We start from the raw sequence: 24,083 nt of genomic DNA, 5'->3' as shown, positions 1-24,083 counted from the left end.
ATCCAAAAGCTTGCCTAAATTTTCTGATTTACATAAAATCCGCTCTATAATAATTTTAATATTGTATGTGATCTATGAGAAATCCATATCAGCGCAAGGCAGCGTCTAAAACTCAAACTACAAATTACAATCCTCAACAAACCTATAAACAATTTATTGAAAATATGGTCGCTCAAGGTGGCGTGATTGCGTTATATCAAGATGGTTGGGCACTTTGTGCGACACCTACAGGTCAGCGTTCCTTCGCCATTTGGCAAAATCGTGGTTTGGCACGTTTATTAATTAAAGACAATTGGTCCAATTATGAAATTCAGGAAATTTCATTAAAAGACTTTATCGAAAAAGTCATTCCGTTTTTACGCAGCGAGAGCACTACAGTATCTTTAGATTTAACCCCAGAAGGGCAAAATATTTTGGTTGCGCCAGAAAAGATGCTATTAGATATTAAAAATTATTTATATCAAGTCTATCAACAGCGCCCAGAAATTTTTGAAAACCTTAAAATTCCTTTGCCACGTAGTATTCGTTTAAATTAATGGTTTATTTACAACATAAAAAAAGCCCTTGTTTACTGATTAAACAAGGGCTTTTTTTAATATTCGTTAAGTACAAAACCGCTCAAAAAGGCAAAATATTCACGTAACCAAGAGTTGTAGCGGATGTACAGCGGTGTAGGTGCTGCAATGGTATACACTTGTGTATAGCCTAACTTTCGTGCAATTGCTTTTGCACGTGGGAGGTGAAAGTCACTACTGGCAATTGCAATGGGGGCATCAAGAGAAATCTGATGTTGTTTTAAAATCATTTTACTGTTGATCAGGTTGAGTTCTGTACTGGTACTTTTACTTTCTTCATATATGCCTGCCGCTGAAATGTCATAGTGTTGAAGTAAATAGCGTTTCATGACGGAAGATTCGGTCATTTTTTCATTAAAGCCTAAACCACCGGTCATGATCACAATAGTATTGGGTTGTTGCAAGGCATACGGTGCTGCGGCATCGAGACGCGCCTTTAAGGTCGGAGAGGGTTGACCATTTTCAATACCACTACCCAAAACGATGATGGCTTGGACGGAAGTAAATGGCTTGGATTGCTGGCTATTGAAGTGTAAATACGCAAAAAACAGTAAAAGGCTCAATAGCCAAAGCCAAAACAACCACCATGCCGCACACCAGAGCCTTTTGAGTTTAGGGTATTGATCTAAAATATTGTGGATTTGCGTTGCAAATAGTCCAGATAAAAGAAAAATACACCCAATGACTAAGGGTAAAAGGATGCCTAAATGAATTTTATCTAATGTAAGTAACCAAATGGCATCTACGCAGAGCAGCAAGCCTACACAAAGCAGTAGTATTCTTTTCATTCAAAAAATTAAAGCAGTATCCGTATTTGGCCTAAGTATAGCGAAAAAAAAACCAGACACGAGGTCTGGTTTTTATTTGGGACTATTTATGAGTAAACATCTTATTAGTAAACATCACGACGGTAACGCCCAGCTTGACGCAGTTCAGCAACAACGTCTTCACCTAATATATCAATCAATGCGTGGTCAACGTCAGTTGCCATACCATTGATACTACCACAGACGTAAATCACGGCACCTTGTTCTACCCATGATTTTAATAAGGTCGCATGGTCACGTAGCTCATGATGCACATAGCGTTTCTCCGCTTGATCACGAGAGAAGGTGAGGTCTATGCGTTGAACTAAGCCTGTGTTTTGCCATGCTTCAATGATGTCTTGATAAAAGAAATCATATGCGCGTTGACGCTCACCAAAAATCAGCCAGTTTTGCGTATAGTCTTGACGAACGCGTGCATGTAAAAGACTGAGTAAACCTGCAATACCTGTACCGTTACCAATACAAATCACAGGACGATTATCTGCAATCAGATGGAATGATTCATTGGTACGAATACGCAGTTGTAGTGTGCTATTGATCGCTGCATGTTGTGTTAACCAACCAGAGCCTAAACCAAGCTCACCATCCGCATTGGATTGCTGACGCACCACTAAGCGTAATACTTGCTGACTTGGAATACTGGCAATCGAGTATTCACGAGTTGGAAGCGGTGGAAGCTGTTCAAGCAAATGATCAAGGTTGGCAAAGGGTTCAACATCCGTATTTAGGTTACGATCCCATAATGCATCTTCAATGCGTTGCTGAGTAGAATCAACCACTTGCTGACTTTGAATTTGGTACTTTTGCATGAAGTTTGCAATACGTTCAGCACTATTACCTGGTTGAATCTCTGCAATATCACCCGCTTGCCAATTGGCTTCATGTTGCGGTTTTAACTCAATATTAAATGCAGGTGCACCTAAACTGTTCGGGTTGAGTAAATCACGTTTGGTCAATGTCCATGCATCAAAAGTTTTTTCAATTTGCATGTGCTGAAGTTCAAGTTTAGTCGCTTTGGCTAAAGCGCTATTCCATGCTTGAATGGCTTGGGTGTCGCCATTATTGACTTCAATTGTGTCAAACAGGGGCTTCGCAGCATTACTCTGCATCCAACGATGAATCGCATGACCAAAGCTACAGAAAGTATCAGGATATTCTTTAGAACCTAAAGCTAATACGGCAAACTGAACATGACTCAAATCGAGGCCTTGTGCCATCAGTTTACGTTCAAAGCTTGAAGCGAGGTCAGGTGCTTCCCCAGTGCCATAGGTACTTGCAACAAATAAAACCTGAGCGGCTTGCGTTAAGTCATCTGCTGAAAGTTGCTGAACAGCTTTCACTGTGACAGGCTGACGAGCCTCTTGTAAGCTTGTTGCTGTACGCCATGCCAATTGTTCAGACTGACCTGTTTGTGATGCATAGCAAATTAACCAAGGCTGTGCATTTGGGTCGATGGTAACTGGTGCTAAGCTTTGACGGGCATGCTGTGTCAGTTTTTTCTGTTTACGACGTTTGAGATAGAGCATCCATCCTGTGACAAAGAACAGCGGCATCATGAGGGATGCAATAACCACAAAGAACTGATAAATCGGTCCGAAGAAACTACCGCGATGTACAGGCAACATGCTGGTCATGATTTTTTCATTTAGCTTTTTATCTTCGTATAACTCGATATCGGTGAGAGCAGACGTTTTGTAGTTATAAGTCGCTTTGTTGCGAGCACGTTCATGTTGAGGGACGGCATCCACAAAGTTAATTTCTAATTCACCATTGGCTTTTTTCGGAATATTAAAAGTGACACTTGAGTATTCACGACCAATATTTTGATTAAAGCCATTCCAACTTTGCGTAAGGGCAATATTCACTTGTTCTGGTTTTAGACCACGTTTTTCTCCGCGACCTTCAGCACCATGTTTATTTTCTTGAGCGCCGTGTTCAGAGGGACTCGACGTTGCAGGATTTCTTTCAGAACGTGCTTGGTGTTCGCCATGAGTTTGTTTTGCCTCAGTGGCTTGTTTTTCACCACCTTGCTTTGCACCCGCTTGTTCAGCAGGTTGTCCATTCGGTTTTGGACCTTCTTGTAACTGGGGCTGTGGACGTTCAACGCCCATGACTTTAAACATGCCATTACGCCACCAATCATAAGACCAGTACAGACCTGTACATGCCAAAATGAGATAAAAAACAATCACCCATGTGCCGACGACTGCATGTAAATCCCATAGGAAATTACGTCCTTTGAGTTTCGGTTTTACTGCAAGCCATTGTTTTACAGAATGTCTTTTTGGCCAACGCAGATACAAACCACTCAATACAAAATAAATCAGCATCAGTGTACATGCGCCGGTAATTTGTTTACCTACAGGGCCAACAGTTAAATTACGGTGTAGTTGCTGTACAAACTGGAAGAATTTTTGACCTTTGATTTCAGGTAAAACTTCGGCTGTATAGGGGTTAACCATCATGTTATAGCCACGACGAGCACCTTCCTTGACAATATTCACGGTACTTGAGGCGGTAGCATCTGAGGCAATAGAGATGCTGTTAATTTTCATGTCAGGATCAGACTGACTAAAGTGCTCATAAAGCTCAGCAGGGGTTAGTTTAGGCTGCTGTTGAACCTGAACTACATAACTGTCCTGATTGATTGCTTTAAGTATTTGCTGTTCATAGGAATAAATGGCACCTGTAACCCCCATGAGCGAGAGTATTAAGCCGGCACTAATCCCCAAGAACCAGTGAATCTGGAAAAGGGTTTTCTTAAACATGATGGATTTAATATTGATAAAAGGTTGCTGAATTGCGACGAATTATAAACGATGATGTAGTAGAGAATGTGGAAAAAGTAAGTAATATTCATTCTCATTATTGTAATTATCAATGATCATTCGAAAATTAAACAGATAAAAAAACCTCCAAAAAGTGGAGGTTTTTTTATACATAAATGTCTGTTTGGCTTAAATTACTTTAGCTGGGCCTACAGTTTCATTTAAGTGCTTACGAATGGTCGAAAATGGAAACTTCTTGCTATCCATACGTTTAGGCAAGATGTATGCACCGTCTTGACCCTTCACTTTAAAGTTTAAAAGGATGAAGTCTTTGGTGTCATACCATTCATGAATGTCTTTCCAACCGACAGTCATCGTCCCCATGTTTGCGCCCATACGTTGCTGCATTGAGATCCCATGCGGCTGAACACCCATACGAATGCCTTTAATTTCTTGTACAGGGACTTCGTTCAGTTTGCGTTTCGCATACCACTCGATACCGAATTTACGCACAAGGAAGTAAATCACAACACAGACAATAGCTACCCAGCAAAATACTGTTGAATAGTTCTTAATAAAGATAAGGCCCAAGAGTGCCAGTGCAAGAATTGCACCCATAATTAGCCATGCTTTTTTGCCAATTTTGAAGTTACTGCGAGACAGAACAAGTTGAGCATAACGTTGTTCTTCTTCAGAAATTTCATAAGCCACTGGCTCTAGCGTGTAGGCATATAAATTTTTTGCGGTCATAGTGAAAGTAACAGATTTAAAACTGTAAAAAGTTTAGCATTATTTATACCAATTCAGTGAGTATATTGTTCCAAAATCATCCAAATTATAGCGAAGCCAGTTCAGTCGATGCCTGATCATGCTCATGACTTAGATTTTGTTTCAATTGGCTAAATTGGTTCAACACATTAAACATCAAGGAAAGCTGTTGTAGCACGATCAAGGATTTCTGATCTTCCTCACTATTTTGTGACAAACGCTGACGGATTTCTTGCAACATATTTTGCGCCGTTAAGTCCGGTACTTCGTCACGTAGTAATGCACCTTGAATGTCATCCGTAGCTTTATCCAATAAGGTTAAGACTTGTTGATCTTGAATTTTTTCACGATGCGCACCTAAGGCTGCGATATAACTAATAAAGGTATGATTGAGACACAAAAACTCAAAGGCCAAAGCTTTTTGAGTCGGATCGGTATCGGGTTCGGTGGCTAAAGTGGAAATCAGTGAAGCCACTTCTGCATCGGTATTATGGGCTGCACGACGGACCACACGATAATTCAACCCGTTATTACGACCAGATTTATATTGTTCAACCACTTCGGCCAAATAATCACACTGCGCTTGAATCGAACGGCTGATGGTCCGAGGTAGGCGACGGAACTTCCAGTCTGGGAAAATGAAACTCATACCAAACCATGCCAAGGCACAACCAATCAGTGTATCAATCATACGCGGCATAGCTGCGGCAAAACCCATGCCATCTAAGTTAAAGTTGATCAGCGCCAAAATGGTAATAAATGCAGTGGCTTGTGCATATTGCTTACTGCGTAATTCAAAAAACAGCACGCCACTTAAAATGAGTAGCAGTAACTGACCTTCGACAGAAGGAACAAAATATAAAATCGCATAACCTAAAATAATTCCGACCAAGGTGCCAATGATACGTAAATAGAGGCGGCGCTTGGTGGCGTTAAAGTTTGGCTGGCTGACAAACAGGGCAGTCAATAAAATCCAATAGCCATAACTGATATTGGTCACTTGGACAAAAATATAACCAATAAATAAGACAGTCGATAAACGCACAGCATGACGGAACAGCACCGATTCAGGGCTCAAATGTTGTTTGAATCGAATGACGATGTCGTCCCAACCTTTTAAATCATCATCTTTTAAACGATTTTCAATCAGGGCTTGTCGGTCAATATAACGCTCGGTTTCGACATTACGTAATTGCGCATCGATGCCTTTTAGGTTTTGGTATAAAGCAAATAAAGAGTTGATCCAGACTTCATCGTATTTTTGTTCTTCACGCAGCTTTTCGAGTGACAATTTTAGATTGTGGAATGCATGTTTAAAACGTTGATTATGATGATAAGGTTTTCGCTGTAAGATACTGATACTCAAATCTTTACAAGCTTTACCTTGAATCGAAAGCACGCGTTGAAAGCGAAATAAAATATCACTATGTTCAAAAATACGGGTCAATTTTTGATAATCAATATGCGCGGAATCGGCACGTTCATGAATGTCTTGCGCGACAAAATAATATTGCAGGCTACGACGCGTATCTTTTTGTCCACGGTCACCTTTTAAACGCGTTAATAAGGCCGTTTTCATATCGTTGAAAATGCCAATCAATTTGCCATTTTCTAGCGATAGCTCAATCAAACTTTGCTGATAACTTTCCGGTGTCATATCGACATCAAACAAGTTAGATTTTGCAAATAAGAAGTCACCCAGAGACGAATAGCTTTGCGCCAATTTGTCCTGAACTTGGCGTACAGGAAACAGTAGAAAGCTCAAGGTAGAGAGCAGTCCATACCAGATCGCACCGATGACCAATAAACCTGCTTGTGTATACCAATTTTCAAAAAGTTCGACCCCAAGCATGGAATACACGGAGATCACCAAACAGCCATAAGAAATGGTGGCATAGCGACGACCCAATGAACCCAAAAGAATCCAACCGATACAAGAAACGATCAGCCCCAATGCAAATAAAATCGGATGCGGGAACAACAGATAAATGGATACCGCAGTAACAAAGAACCCAATATAGGTATAAATTTGATTGAGCACGCGGACTGAAAAGCGGTCATCGATATCACTTAGACCTGCGGCAACCACACCCAAAGTGAGGGGAATGGTCATCAATTGCTGATCTAAAAAATATGGGACAAAGGCTGTTCCTGCGAAGGCAATGACCATGCGCAAGTTATACATAAAGGTCGTGTTATAGGTTGCTTGTTTCAGTCGTGCGAGCCAGGCGTTCAAAATTTTTCCTTTGCTAAAGCGATGGGACAGTAAGCAATGTGTATCGTGTGAATTTTCACATTGAAGCCAAGAAATAATACTATGTGCAGTGTAAACTTGTCTGCAAAACTTGCTTGCGATAAATGAATTATTCTTATGAAAAGCGTCGAATCACAAAAGGAATTTTCTCAACGCTGGATCGTCTTGTTGGCGTTGCTGACTGCTTTAGGTCCACTTTCAATCGACATGTATTTGCCGGCTTTACCTCAAATGGCCGACGATTTTGGTGTGACAACGCAACAAGTGGCCAATAGTCTTCCAGCGTATTTCTTGGGTTTGGCGATTGGGCAGTTAATTTATGGGCCAGTCAGCGACCGTATTGGGCGTAAAACACCGCTATATTTCGGTTTGGTTTTATATATTTGTGCCAGTTTTCTGTGTGTCTTTGCCAATAGTGAATGGAGCTTGATCGCTGCTCGTGTTTTGCAAGCGTTGGGTGGCTGTGTCGGTGTAGTGATTGCCCGTGCTGCAATTCGTGATCGCTTAAGTATGCAAGCTTCTGCTCAAGCCTTTGCCAGCATGATGATCGTGACAACAATTGCACCAATCATTGCACCTACTTTAGGCGCATGGGTTTTGCAGGTGTTTGAATGGCAATACATATTTGCGGTATTGGCGCTTGTCGGTATTTTTTGTCTTTTCTGCGTACATTTTTTCTTTCAAGAAACCCTACCTGTTGAGCGGCGCTTAAACTTAAGTTTGAAACAAGTCTTAGGTTTATATAGTGCCATTTTGCAGGATGCAAGTTTCCGCAAGCCGATGCTCACAGGCTGTTTTTCTGGCGCGATTTTATTTTGTTATATCAGTGGTTCTTCTGCCATTTTGATGGATGGTTATGGTCTGAGCCAACAGCAATTTGCTTATGTATTTGGTGCGAATGCTTTAGGGATTATGGTGTTTTCGACCCTCAACAAGAAACTTGCCAATCGACTGGAGGTTCGACATCGTTTGCAATTGGGTAATGCACTTCAATTGTGTGGTGTGCTGATCTTATTGGCGGCAGGATTATTTAATCTTTCATCTATCGTTGTTGTAATGTTGGGCATGTTCTTATGTGTTGCATCAATCGGCTTCACTGGTCCAAATGCAATGGCTTTGGCGATGTCTGAACAAGGCTCACGAGCTGGCACAGCCAGTGCAATCATGGGAAGTATGCAATTTGCCTGTGGTCTATTGGCCGGAGTGTTTTTGAACTTTTTAGTATGGTCAGCGCTCATCAATATGGCTCTGATTATGTTGCTGTTTGTGGTTGTTGCAATGATTACTATGCGTAGTTTAAAAGCTTCAACGATGGGTGAGCTGAATGCAGGTGATGATGTTTAGGTCATTTGACTTAAACGTCGGTCATCAACGTACGTGTATTATTGATCAAGTATCCGCGTCACTCATTATAAATGTTCATCATCCATAACGATGAATGAGGGCGCTATTTTCCCATTATGAATTCTATTGCTGTTTACTCGAAACTTATATCTAAACAATCATCCACTTGGAAATAATTAGTGATACGGTGGATCGCTGTTGTCCCACTCGAATGAAATAGAGCAACTGATAAATAAGTATTATTTGCATTAAACACAGTGCTTTATGCTGGATAAATCCATATTGAATGTCTCTATCGGCAATATGTCGGATTTTGTAGTTTTTATTACATACCCTTAAGGTATGAGTTTTTACCTTTGAGGTATGGGTGTTGAACTTTTTTGCCATCTGAATCGGCTAAGTCTGAATTTTAACTAAATATTTCAGTCTATTTTCAGTGATGGATTCAGCGTTTTTGCTTTTTGCTTTCAAGTATTTCGTTATTGGGGGCAACAAGTTGGGGCTTTAATGCGACTAAAGCACGGATATGCAGCTTGAAATTTGTCCGCTCAAATAGGCGAATAACAAAGCGCCCAGAGTTAGGGCATACAACAATGACAGGACAATAGAGAGCTTAGGATGAAAACTCAAACTGTATTCCACCCAATGAAAACCCTTGTTGTTGCCATGAGTTTGGCAACGGTCTCAATGGCTCATGCAGGCAGCAATACTTCTGAAATTGAACAATTACGTGCAGAAGTTGCAGAACTGAAAAGTTTGATTAAAGCGCAGCAGCAAGTTCAACAACAGCAACAAACAGAGATTCAGCAAGTTAAAGCGCGTCCTGTTGCACCGCCACCAGCTACTCCAGCTGCAAGCTTAAAATCTAAAACAGGTGCAGATGTAAGTCTTTACGGTTTTGTTCGTGGTGATGCGAACTATATTATTGAAGGTGCGGATAACGACTTCAACAACGTACATACGTCTAAAGAAGAAGCACGAGATAAACTTCGCGCAACTGCAAAAACCACACGTTTTGGTTTAGATTTTACAGCACCTGTCGGTGGTGATAATAAAGTGGGCGGTAAAATTGAAGTCGACTTTGCAGATGCAAGTGGTTCAAATGATGGACTTCGCTTACGTCACGGTTACTTAACCTTTAATAACTGGTTATTTGGTCAAACGACATCTAACTTTTTGTCTAGCCATGCACCAGAAATGATTGATTTCAATACAAACGTCGGTGGTGGTACTACACGTATTCCTCAAGTTCGTTATAACTACAAATTAGCTCCAGATACTCAATTATTTGTTTCTGCGGAAGAAGGGGATAGTAAAGGGACTGTTGCTGCAGATCCGACGTATCGCCTTCCAAACTTAACTGCCAAAGTGACTCAAGGTTATGCGGATGGTAAGGGGAATGCATCTGCACGTGCGCTTGTGGAACATCATAAAGTTCAAGGCGGTAATGATGATGAATTAGGGTGGGGTTTGGCAGCTGGTACAACGTTTGATGTGACGAAACAGCTAAAAATTAATGGTGATGTATCTTATGTAGAAGGGAACAGCAACTATTTATATGGCTCAAATACCGCATATGTTGTTGATGCTAATGGGGATATTGAGCAGAATAAATTTACCGCAGTACAAATCGGTGCAACCTATAAGTTTAATGAAAAGTTGCGTTCAACTTTAGCTTATGGTGCATTATTTGCTGATGAAGATACAGATTATGCAAAAGCATTTAAAGATGTTGGAAATAACTCTGCAAACAAAGAAGTACAGCAAGCTTGGTTAAATGTGATTTATACACCAGTGAAACCAATTGATTTAGGTGTTGAATATGTGAATGGTAAACGTGAAGCGTTTACAGGGAAAACATATAAAGATAACCGCGTTGGCTTAATGGCTAAATATAGCTTCTAAGCTCAAATTCCGATTCTAATCGATCAAAAAAGCCTGACTCAGTTCAGGCTTTTTTTGTTTAAAAAGGTGGATGTTTCAACGCAAATGAACTCACAGTACTAAGTAGATGGATTCACGAAATCGCCTGAGTCATGATGTCGTACTGGTTAAGGCAGGCGTTGAACCACGTACAGTGTATAGATCACGCTTAAATGTTTAATATTTTATATAGATAAAAAATACGAATGCATTTAAATAAAAACAATTGGATATAACTTTAAATTATAGAAAAATTAACTTTTTGTAATAAAAAGTACTGAAATTTTATTGTTCAGGCTGCATAATGTGCGACTTTTCAGAAATAGTGCGAAACAGTACAGACATACACAATGTTCTGTCATTAAATTTGCTTCATTTGAGGCTGTTTCTCAATTTAAAACTTTTAGCGATTTGTTAGTCATTTTGAGTTGATTTTTAAAGCTCAGACTTACTTATTTGAATCAGATGATGAATATTTTTCAAACTCTTTAGCTTGAGTCGTTTAATTGCATTATTGATTTGAAATTACAAAATGTAGTTGTATTTCAGACCATAAAGGCAGCTAATGCTGATAGAAGAGCTTTAAAAATATTCAAATAATTTTGGACAAATTATATGGAATTTAGTTTTAATGCGTTTTATACCTTAATCGCAGCGGTAATTGTGCTTTTGTTGGGACGGTTTCTTGTTAATCGTATTGGTTTTTTAGGCCGATATAACATTCCAGAGCCTGTTGCCGGTGGTTTAGTTGCAGCGATTATTTCTTTAGTAGTACACAGTCTTTGGGGCTATAGCATTACAACGAGTAGTGAATTACAAACGAGTTTCATGCTGATTTTCTTCGCTTCTATTGGCTTAAGTGCAAACTTTGCCAAATTAAAAGAGGGCGGAATCGGCTTGGTCATCTTTATCGTCGCTGTTGCTTCATTCATCATGGTGCAGAACCTCGTAGGTATCAGTCTTGCGACGGTGCTAGGTATTGACCCTCTTATTGGTTTGATTGCAGGTTCTATTACCCTTACCGGTGGTCATGGTACTGCAGGCGCATGGGGTGAAATTTTAGAAGTTCAACATGGCATTCAAGGTGCATTAGCCTTAGGTATGGCAAGTGCGACATTTGGTTTGATTATTGGCGGTATTATCGGTGGTCCACTGGCTAAGCTATTAATTAACCGCTATCAACTTGCAACGCCTCGTACTCATGAACAAATTGAAAAAAGTGATAACACTCCTCTAGCAGATATTAATTCAACAGAATATGTGCCGTTTGAATATCCGCATCGAGTTCGTCTCATTACAGCAGATAATGCGATTACCACATTAGGTTTATTTGCAGGGTGTTTAGCATTTGCGGACTTCATGACCGATTTTAGTAAAGGTACTGTATTTGAATTACCGACATTTGTTTGGGCACTGGCTGGTGGTGTAATTTTGCGAAATGTACTGGAAGGTATTTTCCGTGTACAAATTTTCGACCGCGCTATCGATGTATTTGGTAATGCTTCATTATCACTGTACTTAGCAATGGCACTATTATCGTTGAAACTATGGCAGCTATCAGATCTTGCAGGACCATTAGTTGTGATTTTGGGAGCCCAAACATTAACAATGGCACTATATGCTGCGTTTATCACTTTCCGTGTAATGGGCAAAAATTATGATGCTGCGGTTTTAGCGGCGGGTCATTGTGGTTTTGGTATGGGGGCAACACCTACCGCAGTGGCAAATATGCAAGCGATTACCAATATGTATGGTCCTTCACATAAGGCATTTTTAATTGTACCGCTATGTGGTGCATTCTTTGTTGACTTAATTAATGCGACGGTTATTCAGTTAATTCTCAAATTTTTCGCTTAATTCTACAAAGGCTCTAAATTAGAGCCTTTGTTTTTGTATTCGCATTTTAGGTATTGATTATGGATGAACAATTAAATGCAACTCTCATGGGCTGGGTCAAAGTTTTTAATGATCCACTTTGGGATTTCTTAGTCGTATTTTTAGTGGCTGTTGGTATTTTCTATACCTTAATCACTGGCGCAGTTCAGATTCGTCTATTTTTTCATAGTATTCAAGTGATGAAATCTAGCCGTAAAGAAGGCGATGATGAACATGGGATTACACCATTCCAAGCCTTTGTGACAGGGTTAGCCAGTCGTGTCGGTGTAGGTAACGTTGCAGGTGTTGCAATTGCGATTGCGATTGGTGGGCCTGGTGCGGTGTTCTGGATGTGGTTTACCGCATTTTTAGGGATGAGTTCAGCATTTGTGGAATCTTCACTTGCACAGCTTTTTAAAGTGCGTGATACGCAAAATCAGCAATTTCGTGGTGGTCCAGCGTACTACATCACGCAAGGCTTGAAGCAAAAGTGGTTGGGTGTGGTTTTTGCCATCGCGCTGATTTCAACTTACGGTTTTGTCTTTAATGCGGTGCAAGCCAATGCGATTACAGGTGCGACCTCACATGCGTGGGGCTGGGATAAAGCCAATATCATTTTAGACTTAGGTGGTTTCGGTTTCGAAATCTCTTGGGTGGGCTTATTCTTGGTGTTTATTACCGCGCTGATTATTTTTGGCGGGATTAAACGAATCGCCAAAGTTGCAGAAAGATTTGTACCCTTTATGGCGTTGCTTTATCTCGCAGTTGCTTTCTATGTTGCATTTGCTAACTTTGCGATTCTCCCAGATATTTTCCAGTTAATTTTCAGTAAAGCCTTTGAATTTGATGCAGCAGCAGGTGGTTTTTTCGGTGCCATGGTTTCTATGGCAATGATGCAAGGGATTAAACGTGGTTTATTCTCCAATGAAGCCGGTATGGGTTCTGCACCCAATGCTGCGGCAGCATCAGATGTTAAACACCCGGTCAATCAAGGCCTGGTTCAGATGCTCGGTGTATTTGTCGATACATTTGTGGTGTGTACTTGTACGGCGATCATTATTTTGGCATCTGGCTTGTATGAAAATGCAGGCTTTGAAGGCGTTGCTTTGACGCAAATGGCGCTTGAAAGCCAGATTGGCGCATGGGGAGATGACTTCCTTGCTATTATCTTGTTCTTATTCGCTTATTCTTCAGTAATCGGTAACTATGCTTATGCTGAAGGTAATGTGCAGTTTATCAATAACAATCCTAAGGTCATGTTTGTATTCCGCGTATTCGTCCTCATGATGGTGTACTTTGGTTCAATCATGAGTGTGCCTCTGATTTGGAACTTAGCGGATCTCTTCATGGGCGTGATGGCGAGTATTAACCTTTTTGCGATTTTATTGCTGACTCCATTCTTATTGATGTTGATGAAAGACTACACCTCACAGTTAAAACGTGGTGTAAAAGAGCCAGTGTTTAAGATGGATGAACATCCAAAATATAAGGATCGTGTTAATTCCGATATTTGGTAAAGTCAAAAATTAACTTTAAAAAGCTCCGTTGTCGGGGCTTTTTTTGCTAGATAAGAGCTTAAATCCTGATGTGGAAATTCTGCTAGACATTGAAATTTTGACAGCCAATGACTTTCTAGGTTGTATGTCAATATAATGTGCATCGGTCAGAGGCATTAACGAATAATAACAGTGACGTGAATGCGGACTGATTAGACTACTTTTTCTCTTCAAATCTCGAGTTGCATTTGGAATATCTCTCAATGAAAAGCATAACTGTTTTGATGACTGCATTCGCAATCAGCCTTGTGGGTTGTCAAAGTGTGGGCTCAAAAACGGTCAGCGCTGAAACAACCTCACAAATTCGGACTTATACCGCAGCACCTGCTCAAGTGGCGAATAACCGCATTGACTTTAAAAAAGTGAAAAAGCAGGAAAAGCGTCCGATTGTTGCTTTGGTTTTAGGGAGTGGTGGGGCACGTGGTTATGCGCACATTGGCGCCATTCAGATACTTGAACAGCAGGGAATACACCCTGATTTTATTGTCGGAACCAGTGCGGGCAGTATTGTGGGTTCAATCTATGCATCAGGTAAAAGTGCCAATGAGTTAAGAGATATCGCTTTGAATATGAAAGCCAATGATGTTCGAGAAATACGTTTGGACAAAAAAGGCTTTTTTGACGGTAAAAAAGTTGAAGATTATATCAATGAGCAAGTTGATGACGTGCCTTTAGAGTTGCTAAAAACCCCAATGTATGTTGTGGCAACCGAGTTAAAGGATGGCAAAAAAGTCGTGTTCAACTATGGCAATACGGGGCAGGCTGTTCGTGCTTCGGTGTCGATTCCGAGCATGTTTATTCCAACGATTATTGAAGACACAGAATATGTCGATGGTGGCTTGGTCAGCCCTGTTCCTGTGGACGTTGCACGCGATTTAGGGGCGGATATTATTATTGCGGTGGATATTTTGGCACGACCGATTCATACCGAAACGTCGAATGTTTGGGGCTTGTTTAACCAAAATATCAATATTATGCAAAATCGTTTAGCTCAAGAAGAACTCAAGCGAGCAGACATTGTGATTCAACCTGATTTACGTGAAAAAGCACATATATTTGATGTAAAAGGTCGTGAAGCGACGATGCTTGCAGGTGAAGAGGCAACCTTAGAAAAACTTGGAGAGATTTCTCGGGTTTATGCTGAACATCAATATAGCAAGGGACATCATATTCCTTATTTAGCAGCCAAAGACTAGGTTGGTACGATTCGCAAATTTAAACGCATCCTGTTCACGTAATAGGGTGCATTTTTTATTTCAGCAAAGCATTTTAATTTTTGTTCTCAGCTTTTCCCATGCTCTATAGCATCCAGTAATCATTAATATATTGGGTAATGATTGGTTTTAGGTCTTAATCAAAAGATTTGCCAAATATAAAAATCGTAATAATAAGAAAATATACAGTTAATTATTTGAAATTAATTAAGAAAATCATATTAATTGGTTTTACGTAGATTTTAAGAGTATATACCTATATTAGCGTTTTTATTCATGTGCTTACGTTTACCAATACTGTTGAAGTGTTTAGAATATCATCAGGTTATTAATACTTAAAACCAATAAATATTTTAAAGGTGGCTGTAGATGAAAACGCTTGATGTAGGACAAAAAGTAAAGCTTGCGATGATGGAAGAGAGCGTGTTTATTGTCACTCATGTGCATGTAGATAATTCTTACACGCTAGAAAGTACCAATGATGGTGGACAAAAAACCAGCTATGACAACGTATCTTTCGAGATGTTAAAAGTCTTAGAAGATTAAGTTTAATGCCGTGCTATGTTGAATCGATGGAGCAACGCGTTTTAATGAATATGTTTTAAATATAAAACACAGCATAGCTTGGATTAAAAAATTGATAGATAGCGCGATAAATACTTGTTTATCGGGTGTATATCGTTATCGATATATATTTTACTGAATGATGGTATGATCACTATAAATAATAATGATGGTTTTTTTGCCGATTTGAACATTTAATCTTGATTAAAATCTATATAATAATCACATTAATCATTGTTATATCACGAGTCTAGAGAAACAAGATGTCCCCATTAGATCAAATTGCGAATGCACTAGACGACCAGTCAGAATTATCGATGTCAGTTTTAATGACTCCTGACATGGCGAATTTTTCGGGTAATGTGCATGGTGGAACGATTCTAAAATTGTTAGACCAAGTCGCGTATGCTTGTGCAAGTCGCTATTCTGGTAGCTACGTGGTGACACTATCAGTTGATAAAGTAAATTTTAAAGAACCAATTCACGTGGGTGAGTTAGTGACTTTCCTTGCAAGTGTGAACCATGTAGGTCGTACTTCTATGGAAATTGGTATTCGTGTTGAAGCGCAGAACATTCAAAAACGTACAGTGCGTCATACCAATAGTTGCTATTTCACAATGGTCGCAGTTGATGATCAAGGTAAACCGAAACAAATTCCGGCATTGAATCTAGATAATGACTGGAAACGTTGTCGTTTCGAAGCTGCGGAACATCGTAAAGTGGCACGTTTACAGGAAAATCATCATCCTTCTTGCAGTATTTATAAAAAGTCGACACAAAGCTAATCGCTTTGGTGGCTGAATATTTGAAAAGATCGCTTTGGCGATCTTTTTTTTATTCTGAAATTCGTCTGGAGAGTGCAGTTGGGATTTGAATTCCGAGTGTGCGACTAAAGTTTATTCTTCACAGCTCAGTTAATGATAGTCATTCAGTCCAATACTGTTTAATATAAAACGATACGTAGCGTTTCGTTTTTAAATTATGAGTGAAACTGAAAAAACTTCTCGGCGTAAGCAATGTATCTTACAAGCGGTCACAGATGCTTTGGCGGAAAGTGATTATCGAAGCATGACCATTGAAGATATTGCCGCTCGCGCAGGCGTTGGAAAATCGACGATTTACCGTTGGTGGAAGCATAAGTCCGATCTGGTTTTCGATGCTTTTAAAGCGCACACCGCCTCGGTGTTTGAACTCGATTTATCACAAAGTTTAGAGTTCAATCTAAATCAACAATTGCTCAAATTATCACGGGCTTTAAATCAGCACGTGGGTCGAGCATTGCTAGTGGTTTTGGCAGAGCATCGTGAAGCAGCAGGTGAGTTTTTTAAACAGTATTTGTTACCTCGACGTGAAGCGACACGTGAGCTGATCCAATTGGCCATTCAACGAGGCGAAATTCGCGCGGATTATCCTTTCGAACTCATGTTGGATATGTTGTATGGCCCGATTCATTATCAGATCATTTTCTTTAACACTCAGCCAGATGAAGACTATATCAAGCGACTGGTGCAGTTGGCGCTAAACCCGATTTTTACGCAGTCCCAAGCCACGCGTAGCAGCGAGGCAATGACCTCATGACTACTCAACATCAGGCATCGTTATGGAACAAGTCTTTTGTTTTTTGTCTGTGTAATAACTTGTTTTTATTTAGCTATTACTTTGCGCTGCTGACCATATTACCCATTTATATTATGAAAGAATTGGGTGGTTCGATTCAGCAAGCGGGTATGGCTTTAACGCTGTTTTTGGTGTCATCCATTGCGATTCGTCCCTTTTCCGGCATGATCATTGAGCGTTTTGGTAAAGCCAATTCTGTACGTATTTCAGGCTTTATTTTTGTCGTTTTTGCGCTGAGTTATTTGTGGATTGACAGCATGTGGTCGTTGTTGGTCATTCGTTTTTTACATGGTTTTTGGTTCAGTATATTAACCACGGTCAATGTTCCCATCGTAAATGATTACATCCCAGATCATCGAAAGGGCGAAGGCATGGGCTACTTTGTCATGTCGACCAACTTAGGCGTGGTGATCGGGCCATTTTTAGCGCTGAGTATGATTCAATTCAGCAGTTTTAGTACCTTATTTGCAGTATTAGCCTTATTGGTTGCAGTGGGCTATATTTTTACGTGGTTAGTTCAAATACAAGAATACGTACAGCATAAATCAAGTGATCAAGCGAGCCAATCCGCAGCCATCCAATGGCGTGATGTGATTGAAACACGAGTACTTGCCATCAGTTTTGTGGCACTACTAACTGCGTTTGCATATTCGAGTGTGATGAGTTTTATCACCGCTTATGCAGAGTTGAAGCATTTACTCGCTTATACCAGTATCTTTTTTATTGTCTTTGCTGTGTCGATGTTGATCGTCCGTCCTTGGGTTGGCAAAGTTTATGATCGCAAAGGCCCGAGTGCAGTCATCTATCCATCCTTTATTTGCTTTGCCATTGGTTTGGTGATTGTTAGTTTTCTCACGAATCAATGGCTGCTTTGGATATCGGCCGTTTTTATGGGCATCGGCTACGGTTCAGTTTTCCCATGCCTGCAAACGGTCGCGATTCAAACGGTAGAAAAAGCCCGAATGGGACATGCAATATCCACCTTTTTTGCCTTGTTTGATATTGGCCTTGCTGTCGGTTCGGTCATTATGGGTGTGCTGATTGCATACTTTGGATTTCAGGCAACCTATTTATTTTGTGCAGTGATGGTGCTGTTCACTTTGTGGATGTATCGTCTATTCGTGGCAAACCAATTTAAACGCAGTGCTTTAGGAGCTGAATAATGGAATTACGACATCTACGATATTTTGTTGCGGTTGCCGAAGAGCTAAATTTTACCAAGGCTGCGCAGCGAATGTGTACTGTGCAACCTTCTTTAAGTCAGCAAATTAAAGACCTAGAACAGGAAGTTGGGGTGCAATTATTGATGCGAACCAACCGAAAAGTTGAGCTGACTGCAGAAGGTCAGGCCTTTTTAAAAGAAGCGCGTTTGAGTTTAGAGCATGCTGAAAAAGCCATGATAGATGCGCGTCAAATTGCGCAGCTCAGTAAAGAACAACTGAATATCGGCTTTGTTCCTGTGGCTGAAATGAAGGTCTTTCCTTATATCATGCCAAATATTCGAGTTCAGTTTCCTGAGTTGAAAATTCATTTTCATAGTTTAATGGATGTCGATCAAATCAGTGCAGTGCGTAAAGGAGAGATTGATATTGCCTTTACCCGTTATGTCGAAGAAAGCCCTGATATAGAATCTGTTCAGATCTTTACTGAGCCTTTGGCGCTGATTGTACCGAAAAATTCGCCTGTTGCAGAACAGCGGCATATCAGCATTAAAAACATGAATAATCAGGATTTTATTATTAGTGATGAACATTCATCACCTGAGCTATACCGAATTATTCAAGATTTCTTTAAGCAAAATAAACTGAATGTGAACTTGGTACAGCATTCGACCAATATTTTGTTAAATGTCAATTTGGTCGGTATGGGTGTGGGGTGGAGTTTGGTGCCGTCTTATGTCATTCCATTGCTCGGTGATAAAATATTGGTTAAAAGTACCGTTGAACCTTTGCCGACCATTGGTTTGTATGCGAGCTATCGAAAAGATCGTAAAAATGATGCAATCGAATTGATTTTAAAAGTCTTAAAAGAGCAGTTCTATATGGGCTTTTTCTAAGCCTTTAAATATTGCCCTAAGATTTAAATAAAAAAATCCTGAATTAAGCGCTTCGGGATTTTTTATTTATCGTATTTTTAATCAAAGACTCAATGATAAGTTGCCTTTATCGCTCTGATTTATTTAAACCATTTTTGTAAATAGGGTTTCATCACGCGGTAGGCAATCAAACCGATAAAAATAATCAGATAGAGTGGCCAAATCGTAATGAGAATAACCAGTAGGTTCAACACAAATTGCCACCCTTTTTGTATACCGTACCATGCTCTTTGCCAGAAACTATCGCCATTTAATTGCGCAACAGCATCAAGGTTAATATCGATATGTTCACGGACAGTGGCAGGTTGAATAAATCCAATCACAATCGTGCTATAGCGGACACGATCTTGAACTTCTAAGCGGGTCAGTCGTGAGATTTCATTGACTTGCGCAGTTGCAACATGGTCGGGCACGACCTGTGTTTGTGACATTTTTTCTTCGAGTAGTTTTAGCTCATAGCGTTTTGCCGAATATTGCTGACGGTTCAAAAAATGCATAAGCGGCAACAGTTGATTGACGAAATGTGCAGCTTTTTCACTTGGCACACGAATGATCATTTCCGCTTGCGGATTTATTTTTTCAAAGATTTTAATTTTGCCGTCAGCAATCGGGTAGGATTGACTCTCTTGCACCACAAAGTCGATATTTTTCTGTTCAATAAAGCCACCTAAACTTAGCGTGAGTTTTTCAATTTCTAAGGCCGTTTTAACCACATCTTTCGACTCAAAACTGACATTGGCTTCTCGAACCATTTTACGAGAGGCTTCGGCTGGGTTGACCTGCTCATTTAAAATAGTTTCAGGTTTTTGTGTTGTTGCAGGCGTGGTAGACGGCTCATTGGAAGTGCTTTCCGCTGCTTGATCTTGCTGTGTACTGACTTGAGCAGGTTGTGCATCTGCGCTGGCTTCAGTTGCCATTTCTTCGGTTTTCTTGGAACAGCCTGAAATTAAAATCACCGTTAACATGACAATTAAATATTTATTTTTCATCGATGTAGAACTCAATTGTTTGATTATCAGAAAGTCTGGGTAAATATTTTTTGCTTTAAATATAAATTCAAATTTAGCGTAATTATTAGTCGGGCGTATTGTATCGGAAAGTGTTTAAAGCAGGGATGAACGCAACATAATTCTACATAAAGCCGCGTATAGTCATAGATAGAACAACAAGGATGAAAATAAGGATATCTACAATGAACCCAACAATGAAACTCTACAGCAATCCACGCTCACGCAGTAATACTATTCTGCCTTTATTGAAAGAATTAGACATCGAGTCAGAAGTTGAGATTATTGAAGTGCCATATGAAGAGATGCACCAAGCGGCATATCTCAAGATTAATCCCATGGGCAAAGTTCCCTGCTTGGTCGATGGTATTGTCGTGATCAGTGAGACCGCAGCCATCTTTAGTTATTTAGCCGATAAATTCAGTGACAAAGGTTTGGCACCCGCCTTGGATGATCCCAAACGTGGTGAATATTTGAAATGGATGTTTTTCTGTCATGGTCCGCTGACTGAATACATGGACATGAAAAATGTCGGCATTAGCACTGAGTTGATGGATGAGAAACGTGGCAGTTTGAGTTTTGGTAATGAAAAAATACTTTTAGATTTTATTAAAACAGGGCTTGCGCAGGCCCAGCCATATCTGTTGGGGGATAAAATTAGCGCAGCAGATTTATATTTGGCTTATTGGATGGTGTATGCCATTTCATTCAAAATATTGCCATATTTAGAGGAATTTAAACCTTTTATTCAGCAGATTCAGCAACGTGAATCGGTAAAAGATGTGCATTGGTTTCAGTCGGTTTAACTTGGATGCTTATTTGATTGTTGGCTGAACGTGGTATTGCTATATGTCTATTCATATAACTCTTTCTTTGAGAACTACAAAGAAAGAGTTTTAAATATCAATCACTAAGATGATAAAGCGATTTTAATTATTGCCTAGATAATGTATGGCATATATTGCGCTAAATTAAATAGACTCAATCGTTGTTGGGTCTATTTAAAAAATCATCGGCTTCATCATCAGATAGAGGTGGGCCTAAATCTCTTTCAAGTTTGGCATATATTTCAAGCAGTCTTTTTTGATGTGGATCCATATCTAAGGCACGATGCTGCTGATATGTTAATTGATCATTAATCCAATCATAATCCTGAATCGTAGACCCGGCGAAACTGGTTTTCAAATGGAGTTTGTAATAACCATAAAAGTTGTGTTTCTTGGTATCTAGACAGAGATAGGCGAAGGTAGACCAACCACTTTCGGGAAATTTAAGGCGAGTTCGGCAGGGCTTCTTTTCTAGTGTAAATGTGGGTGAATAGACTTGGCCTTTTAGAATGATATTTTTATCTTGACCAAAATATTGAGTTTGTAATGCAAATAAAGCAAGAATCACTGTGGTGAGAAAAAAGCTGGCAATGACTGCATAAAAAAATGAAATGTATAAATGGAAGGACAAAAAATTAGATTCTTCGTTTTTGTTCACATCTTTTTCTAAGCGTAATAAATAGCAATTCAAAGAAATAAGAAAACAGAGGCAAAAAACGAAAATAGCTAACCAACTATTGGCATGAAAATGATGTATCTCTACGAAAATGAGTGAACAGATAAAAATAAAGCCCAACAAACTATAAATGAATAATTTCTGAAATCTTTTTTGCATTTTGCGAAGCTTATAATTATGTATTGAACGATTATAGCATGCGATGTTTATAGTGATTATAGAAAAAATCACCATGCTTTATGCATGGTGATTTTTAATTCTTGCAGATCTATTTAGATTATTAAGCATGCAATTTTGCAAACAATTGTTGGCTCACGCTGTCTAAAGTTTGTGGAATTGCAATCGCTGCAACAAAACGGTCTGGGCGAAGAATCGTAACAGATTCAGTGGTTTTACCAAACCAACCACGAATATCGGTACCAATATCACCAATCGTAATCACATTGTCGTACTTGGTGCGATTTTCATTGCTAAGCTGAACAGCAGGCAATACTTGGATAAATTTAACGCCCAATTTTTGCCATTTTTTCATGGTCGCATCTGACAGACCCCATTTCGGATCGACGCCCCAAGCAATGATTGCAAAGTCGTTACCGATGACTTCATCAAGTAGGACTTTTTCGCCAGATTCAAGTTGAACATGTGGCTGAATGAACATTTTACCTACAGGTGAGTCTTTAACACCGTTATTGATCAATGCACCGTCGTTGTACTTCGGCATTGGCTTGAAGCGCATTTCCAATAGATATTGCTTGATCGGTTTGATGTAATTGAGTGCATAGGCAATACCATCACGGACGAAACCTTGCCATTTTTTCGGTGGAGCAAGGACATGACCCGCCATTACAGAAAGATCAATCATCGCTTTTGCATGATCTTTACGTTCAACTTGGTACGTATCTAAAAGTGCAGGGCCAGCTTTACCTTGTACAACCATTGCAACTTTCCACGCAAGGTTGAATGCATCACGCATACCACTGTTATACCCTTGACCTTGCCATACTGGCATGATGTGCGCAGCATCACCTGCAAGTAAAATACGGTCTACACGGAATTTATCTGCAATACGCGCATTGTGGGTATAAACACGCTGACGAATCACTTCAATACCATCGGTCGTTGGAAGTACTTTCGACAAAAGTTTGGCAATGTTTTCAGGTTTGCTTAATTCTTCTTGAGTCTCCCCAGGCATCACCATAAATTCGAAACGACGAATACCGTGTGGAAGCGCAGCAGATACATAAGGACGCACAGGGTCACAGCATAGGTAAATGTGTGGCGTTGCAAGTGGGTCATTATTGATGTCGATCACGATCCATTGGTTCGGTGCAGTTTTACCATCGAAGCCGATGTTGAGGGTACGACGGACCACTGAGTTACCACCATCACAAGCAATCAAATACTGCGCTTGAATTTTTTCAGCTTCACCGTCTTTATTTTGAATATTGAGCGTTACACCATTGGCATCTTGGCTAAAATCAGACAATTGACGAGAGAATAAAACATTTGTGGTTTCGTACTGTTTTAAACCTTGTAGTAGTACATTATCGACTTGCGGTTGAATAAAGGCATTACGACGTGAGAAACCAAATTCACGAGTGAGCGGTTGAATGTCAGCGAAACAACGACCTTTAGGGGTTAAGAAACGCATCGCGTGGTTCGGTGTTGTATGTGGTAATACTTGATCCACTAAACCTAATGATTGGATGGTACGTAATGATTCATCATCAATACCAATCGCACGTGGGTAGTCAATCAGGCTGTCCAGTTGTTCAATCACAGTGACATTGACGCCTTGCTTACTTAAGTAGTTTGCAATGGTTAAGCCGACAGGACCTGCGCCCAGAATGGCAACTTCCGTTGTGTAATTTGCTTTATTGCTCATGCGTAAACATCCAATCACTTCACATATGCCACTATTAAGTTCTAAACAGAGACTTTCAACAAGCTAGGCATAAGTCGAAACGATGAATCGAATTGTCGTGTTTTTTGCAGGGTTTTATTTTAAGTGGATGATATATATTTATTTATATGAAAATCATCAATCATTTTGAATGATTTATCGATCATTAAAATCTATTAATCAGTGGCTTTGAGCATAAAAAAGCCGAACCATTTTTCAATGATCCGGCGACTTTAATTCATTTAGCACAACATTTTATTAGTGAGGGATAAATGTTGAGCAGCAGACTA

General features: G+C 39.8%; 19 protein-coding genes. 12 read left to right on the top strand and 7 right to left on the bottom strand.

Annotation, left to right across the window (positions count from 1 at the left end; all coding sequences use genetic code 11):
• Positions 1-74 precede the first annotated feature (74 nt).
• Entirely contained in the window at positions 75-536 is a 462-nt protein-coding gene (locus FTU77_RS08170; RefSeq protein WP_180055520.1) for a DUF2750 domain-containing protein, read from the top strand.
• A gap of 56 nt (positions 537-592) precedes the next feature.
• On the opposite strand, the gene FTU77_RS08165 is transcribed toward FTU77_RS08170, so the two are convergent.
• The 4 genes from FTU77_RS08165 to yccS all read right to left on the bottom strand — a co-directional run bounded on the left by FTU77_RS08165 (position 593) and on the right by yccS (position 7,174).
• Entirely contained in the window at positions 593-1,363 is a 771-nt protein-coding gene (locus tag FTU77_RS08165; RefSeq protein WP_180055519.1) for a YdcF family protein, read from the bottom strand.
• Between the two features lie 104 nt (positions 1,364-1,467).
• Complete coding sequence (locus FTU77_RS08160) at positions 1,468-4,170, bottom strand: sulfite reductase flavoprotein subunit alpha (RefSeq protein WP_180055518.1); 2,703 nt, start codon at positions 4,168-4,170, stop codon at positions 1,468-1,470.
• 189 nt (positions 4,171-4,359) lie between these two features.
• On the bottom strand, positions 4,360-4,920 hold the full coding sequence (locus FTU77_RS08155; protein WP_180055517.1) for a YcxB family protein: 561 nt from the start codon (positions 4,918-4,920) through the stop codon (positions 4,360-4,362).
• An 85-nt stretch (positions 4,921-5,005) separates the two neighbouring features.
• Positions 5,006-7,174 carry a YccS family putative transporter gene (gene yccS / locus FTU77_RS08150; protein ID WP_180055516.1) on the bottom strand — a complete coding sequence of 723 codons (2,169 nt, stop codon included), beginning with the start codon at positions 7,172-7,174 and terminating at the stop codon, positions 5,006-5,008.
• Between the two features lie 135 nt (positions 7,175-7,309).
• On the opposite strand from yccS, the gene FTU77_RS08145 reads away from it, so the two are divergent.
• The 10 genes from FTU77_RS08145 (at position 7,310) to FTU77_RS08100 (ending at position 19,341) form a co-directional block, all read left to right on the top strand.
• A complete protein-coding gene (locus FTU77_RS08145) occupies positions 7,310-8,536 on the top strand; it encodes a multidrug effflux MFS transporter (RefSeq protein ID WP_180055515.1) in 1,227 nt (408 codons plus the stop codon).
• A gap of 618 nt (positions 8,537-9,154) precedes the next feature.
• Positions 9,155-10,441, top strand: a complete 1,287-nt coding sequence (locus FTU77_RS08140) for a DcaP family trimeric outer membrane transporter (RefSeq protein ID WP_180055514.1) — start codon at positions 9,155-9,157, stop codon at positions 10,439-10,441.
• Positions 10,442-11,074: 633 nt separating this feature from the next.
• A complete protein-coding gene (gene gltS, locus FTU77_RS08135) occupies positions 11,075-12,316 on the top strand; it encodes a sodium/glutamate symporter (protein ID WP_180055513.1) in 1,242 nt (413 codons plus the stop codon).
• 59 nt (positions 12,317-12,375) lie between these two features.
• On the top strand, positions 12,376-13,851 hold the full coding sequence (locus tag FTU77_RS08130; protein WP_180055512.1) for a sodium:alanine symporter family protein: 1,476 nt from the start codon (positions 12,376-12,378) through the stop codon (positions 13,849-13,851).
• Positions 13,852-14,093: 242 nt separating this feature from the next.
• Complete coding sequence (locus FTU77_RS08125; protein ID WP_180055511.1) at positions 14,094-15,086, top strand: patatin-like phospholipase family protein; 993 nt, start codon at positions 14,094-14,096, stop codon at positions 15,084-15,086.
• Between the two features lie 387 nt (positions 15,087-15,473).
• The gene (locus FTU77_RS08120) at positions 15,474-15,650 is read left to right on the top strand and encodes a hypothetical protein (protein WP_171262670.1); all 177 of its coding nucleotides are present in this window, start codon (positions 15,474-15,476) and stop codon (positions 15,648-15,650) included.
• 281 nt (positions 15,651-15,931) lie between these two features.
• Positions 15,932-16,453, top strand: coding sequence for an acyl-CoA thioesterase (locus tag FTU77_RS08115; RefSeq protein ID WP_078191431.1), 522 nt, complete (start codon positions 15,932-15,934; stop codon positions 16,451-16,453).
• 196 nt (positions 16,454-16,649) lie between these two features.
• Positions 16,650-17,246 carry a TetR/AcrR family transcriptional regulator gene (locus FTU77_RS08110; protein WP_180021243.1) on the top strand — a complete coding sequence of 199 codons (597 nt, stop codon included), beginning with the start codon at positions 16,650-16,652 and terminating at the stop codon, positions 17,244-17,246.
• Positions 17,243-18,448, top strand: a complete 1,206-nt coding sequence (locus FTU77_RS08105; RefSeq protein WP_168379282.1) for an MFS transporter — start codon at positions 17,243-17,245, stop codon at positions 18,446-18,448. The genes FTU77_RS08110 and FTU77_RS08105 overlap by 4 nt, the downstream gene beginning before the upstream one ends.
• Positions 18,448-19,341 (top strand): LysR substrate-binding domain-containing protein, encoded by an 894-nt coding sequence (locus FTU77_RS08100; RefSeq protein ID WP_180055510.1) that lies wholly within the window; start codon positions 18,448-18,450, stop codon positions 19,339-19,341. Before FTU77_RS08105 ends, FTU77_RS08100 begins: the two co-directional genes overlap by 1 nt.
• 119 nt (positions 19,342-19,460) lie before the next feature.
• Here the strand turns inward: FTU77_RS08100 and FTU77_RS08095 are convergent, their stop codons facing one another.
• Complete coding sequence (locus tag FTU77_RS08095) at positions 19,461-20,369, bottom strand: DUF4349 domain-containing protein (protein WP_180055509.1); 909 nt, start codon at positions 20,367-20,369, stop codon at positions 19,461-19,463.
• Between the two features lie 215 nt (positions 20,370-20,584).
• Between FTU77_RS08095 and FTU77_RS08090 the strand changes: the two genes are divergently transcribed.
• Positions 20,585-21,193 (top strand): glutathione S-transferase family protein, encoded by a 609-nt coding sequence (locus FTU77_RS08090; protein WP_180055598.1) that lies wholly within the window; start codon positions 20,585-20,587, stop codon positions 21,191-21,193.
• A gap of 175 nt (positions 21,194-21,368) precedes the next feature.
• Here FTU77_RS08090 and FTU77_RS08085 read toward each other — a convergent pair whose 3' ends face one another.
• Positions 21,369-21,872, bottom strand: coding sequence for a hypothetical protein (locus FTU77_RS08085; protein WP_180055508.1), 504 nt, complete (start codon positions 21,870-21,872; stop codon positions 21,369-21,371).
• Between the two features lie 298 nt (positions 21,873-22,170).
• The gene (locus FTU77_RS08080; protein WP_078192235.1) at positions 22,171-23,775 is read right to left on the bottom strand and encodes a bifunctional 3-(3-hydroxy-phenyl)propionate/3-hydroxycinnamic acid hydroxylase; all 1,605 of its coding nucleotides are present in this window, start codon (positions 23,773-23,775) and stop codon (positions 22,171-22,173) included.
• Between the last annotated feature and the right edge of the window lie 308 nt (positions 23,776-24,083).

Origin of the sequence: Acinetobacter sp. YH12142 (assembly GCF_013418435.1) — a bacterium.
GTDB classification, from domain to species: Bacteria; Pseudomonadota; Gammaproteobacteria; order Pseudomonadales; family Moraxellaceae; genus Acinetobacter; species Acinetobacter amyesii.
This window is presented reverse-complemented; position numbering and strand designations above follow the sequence as displayed.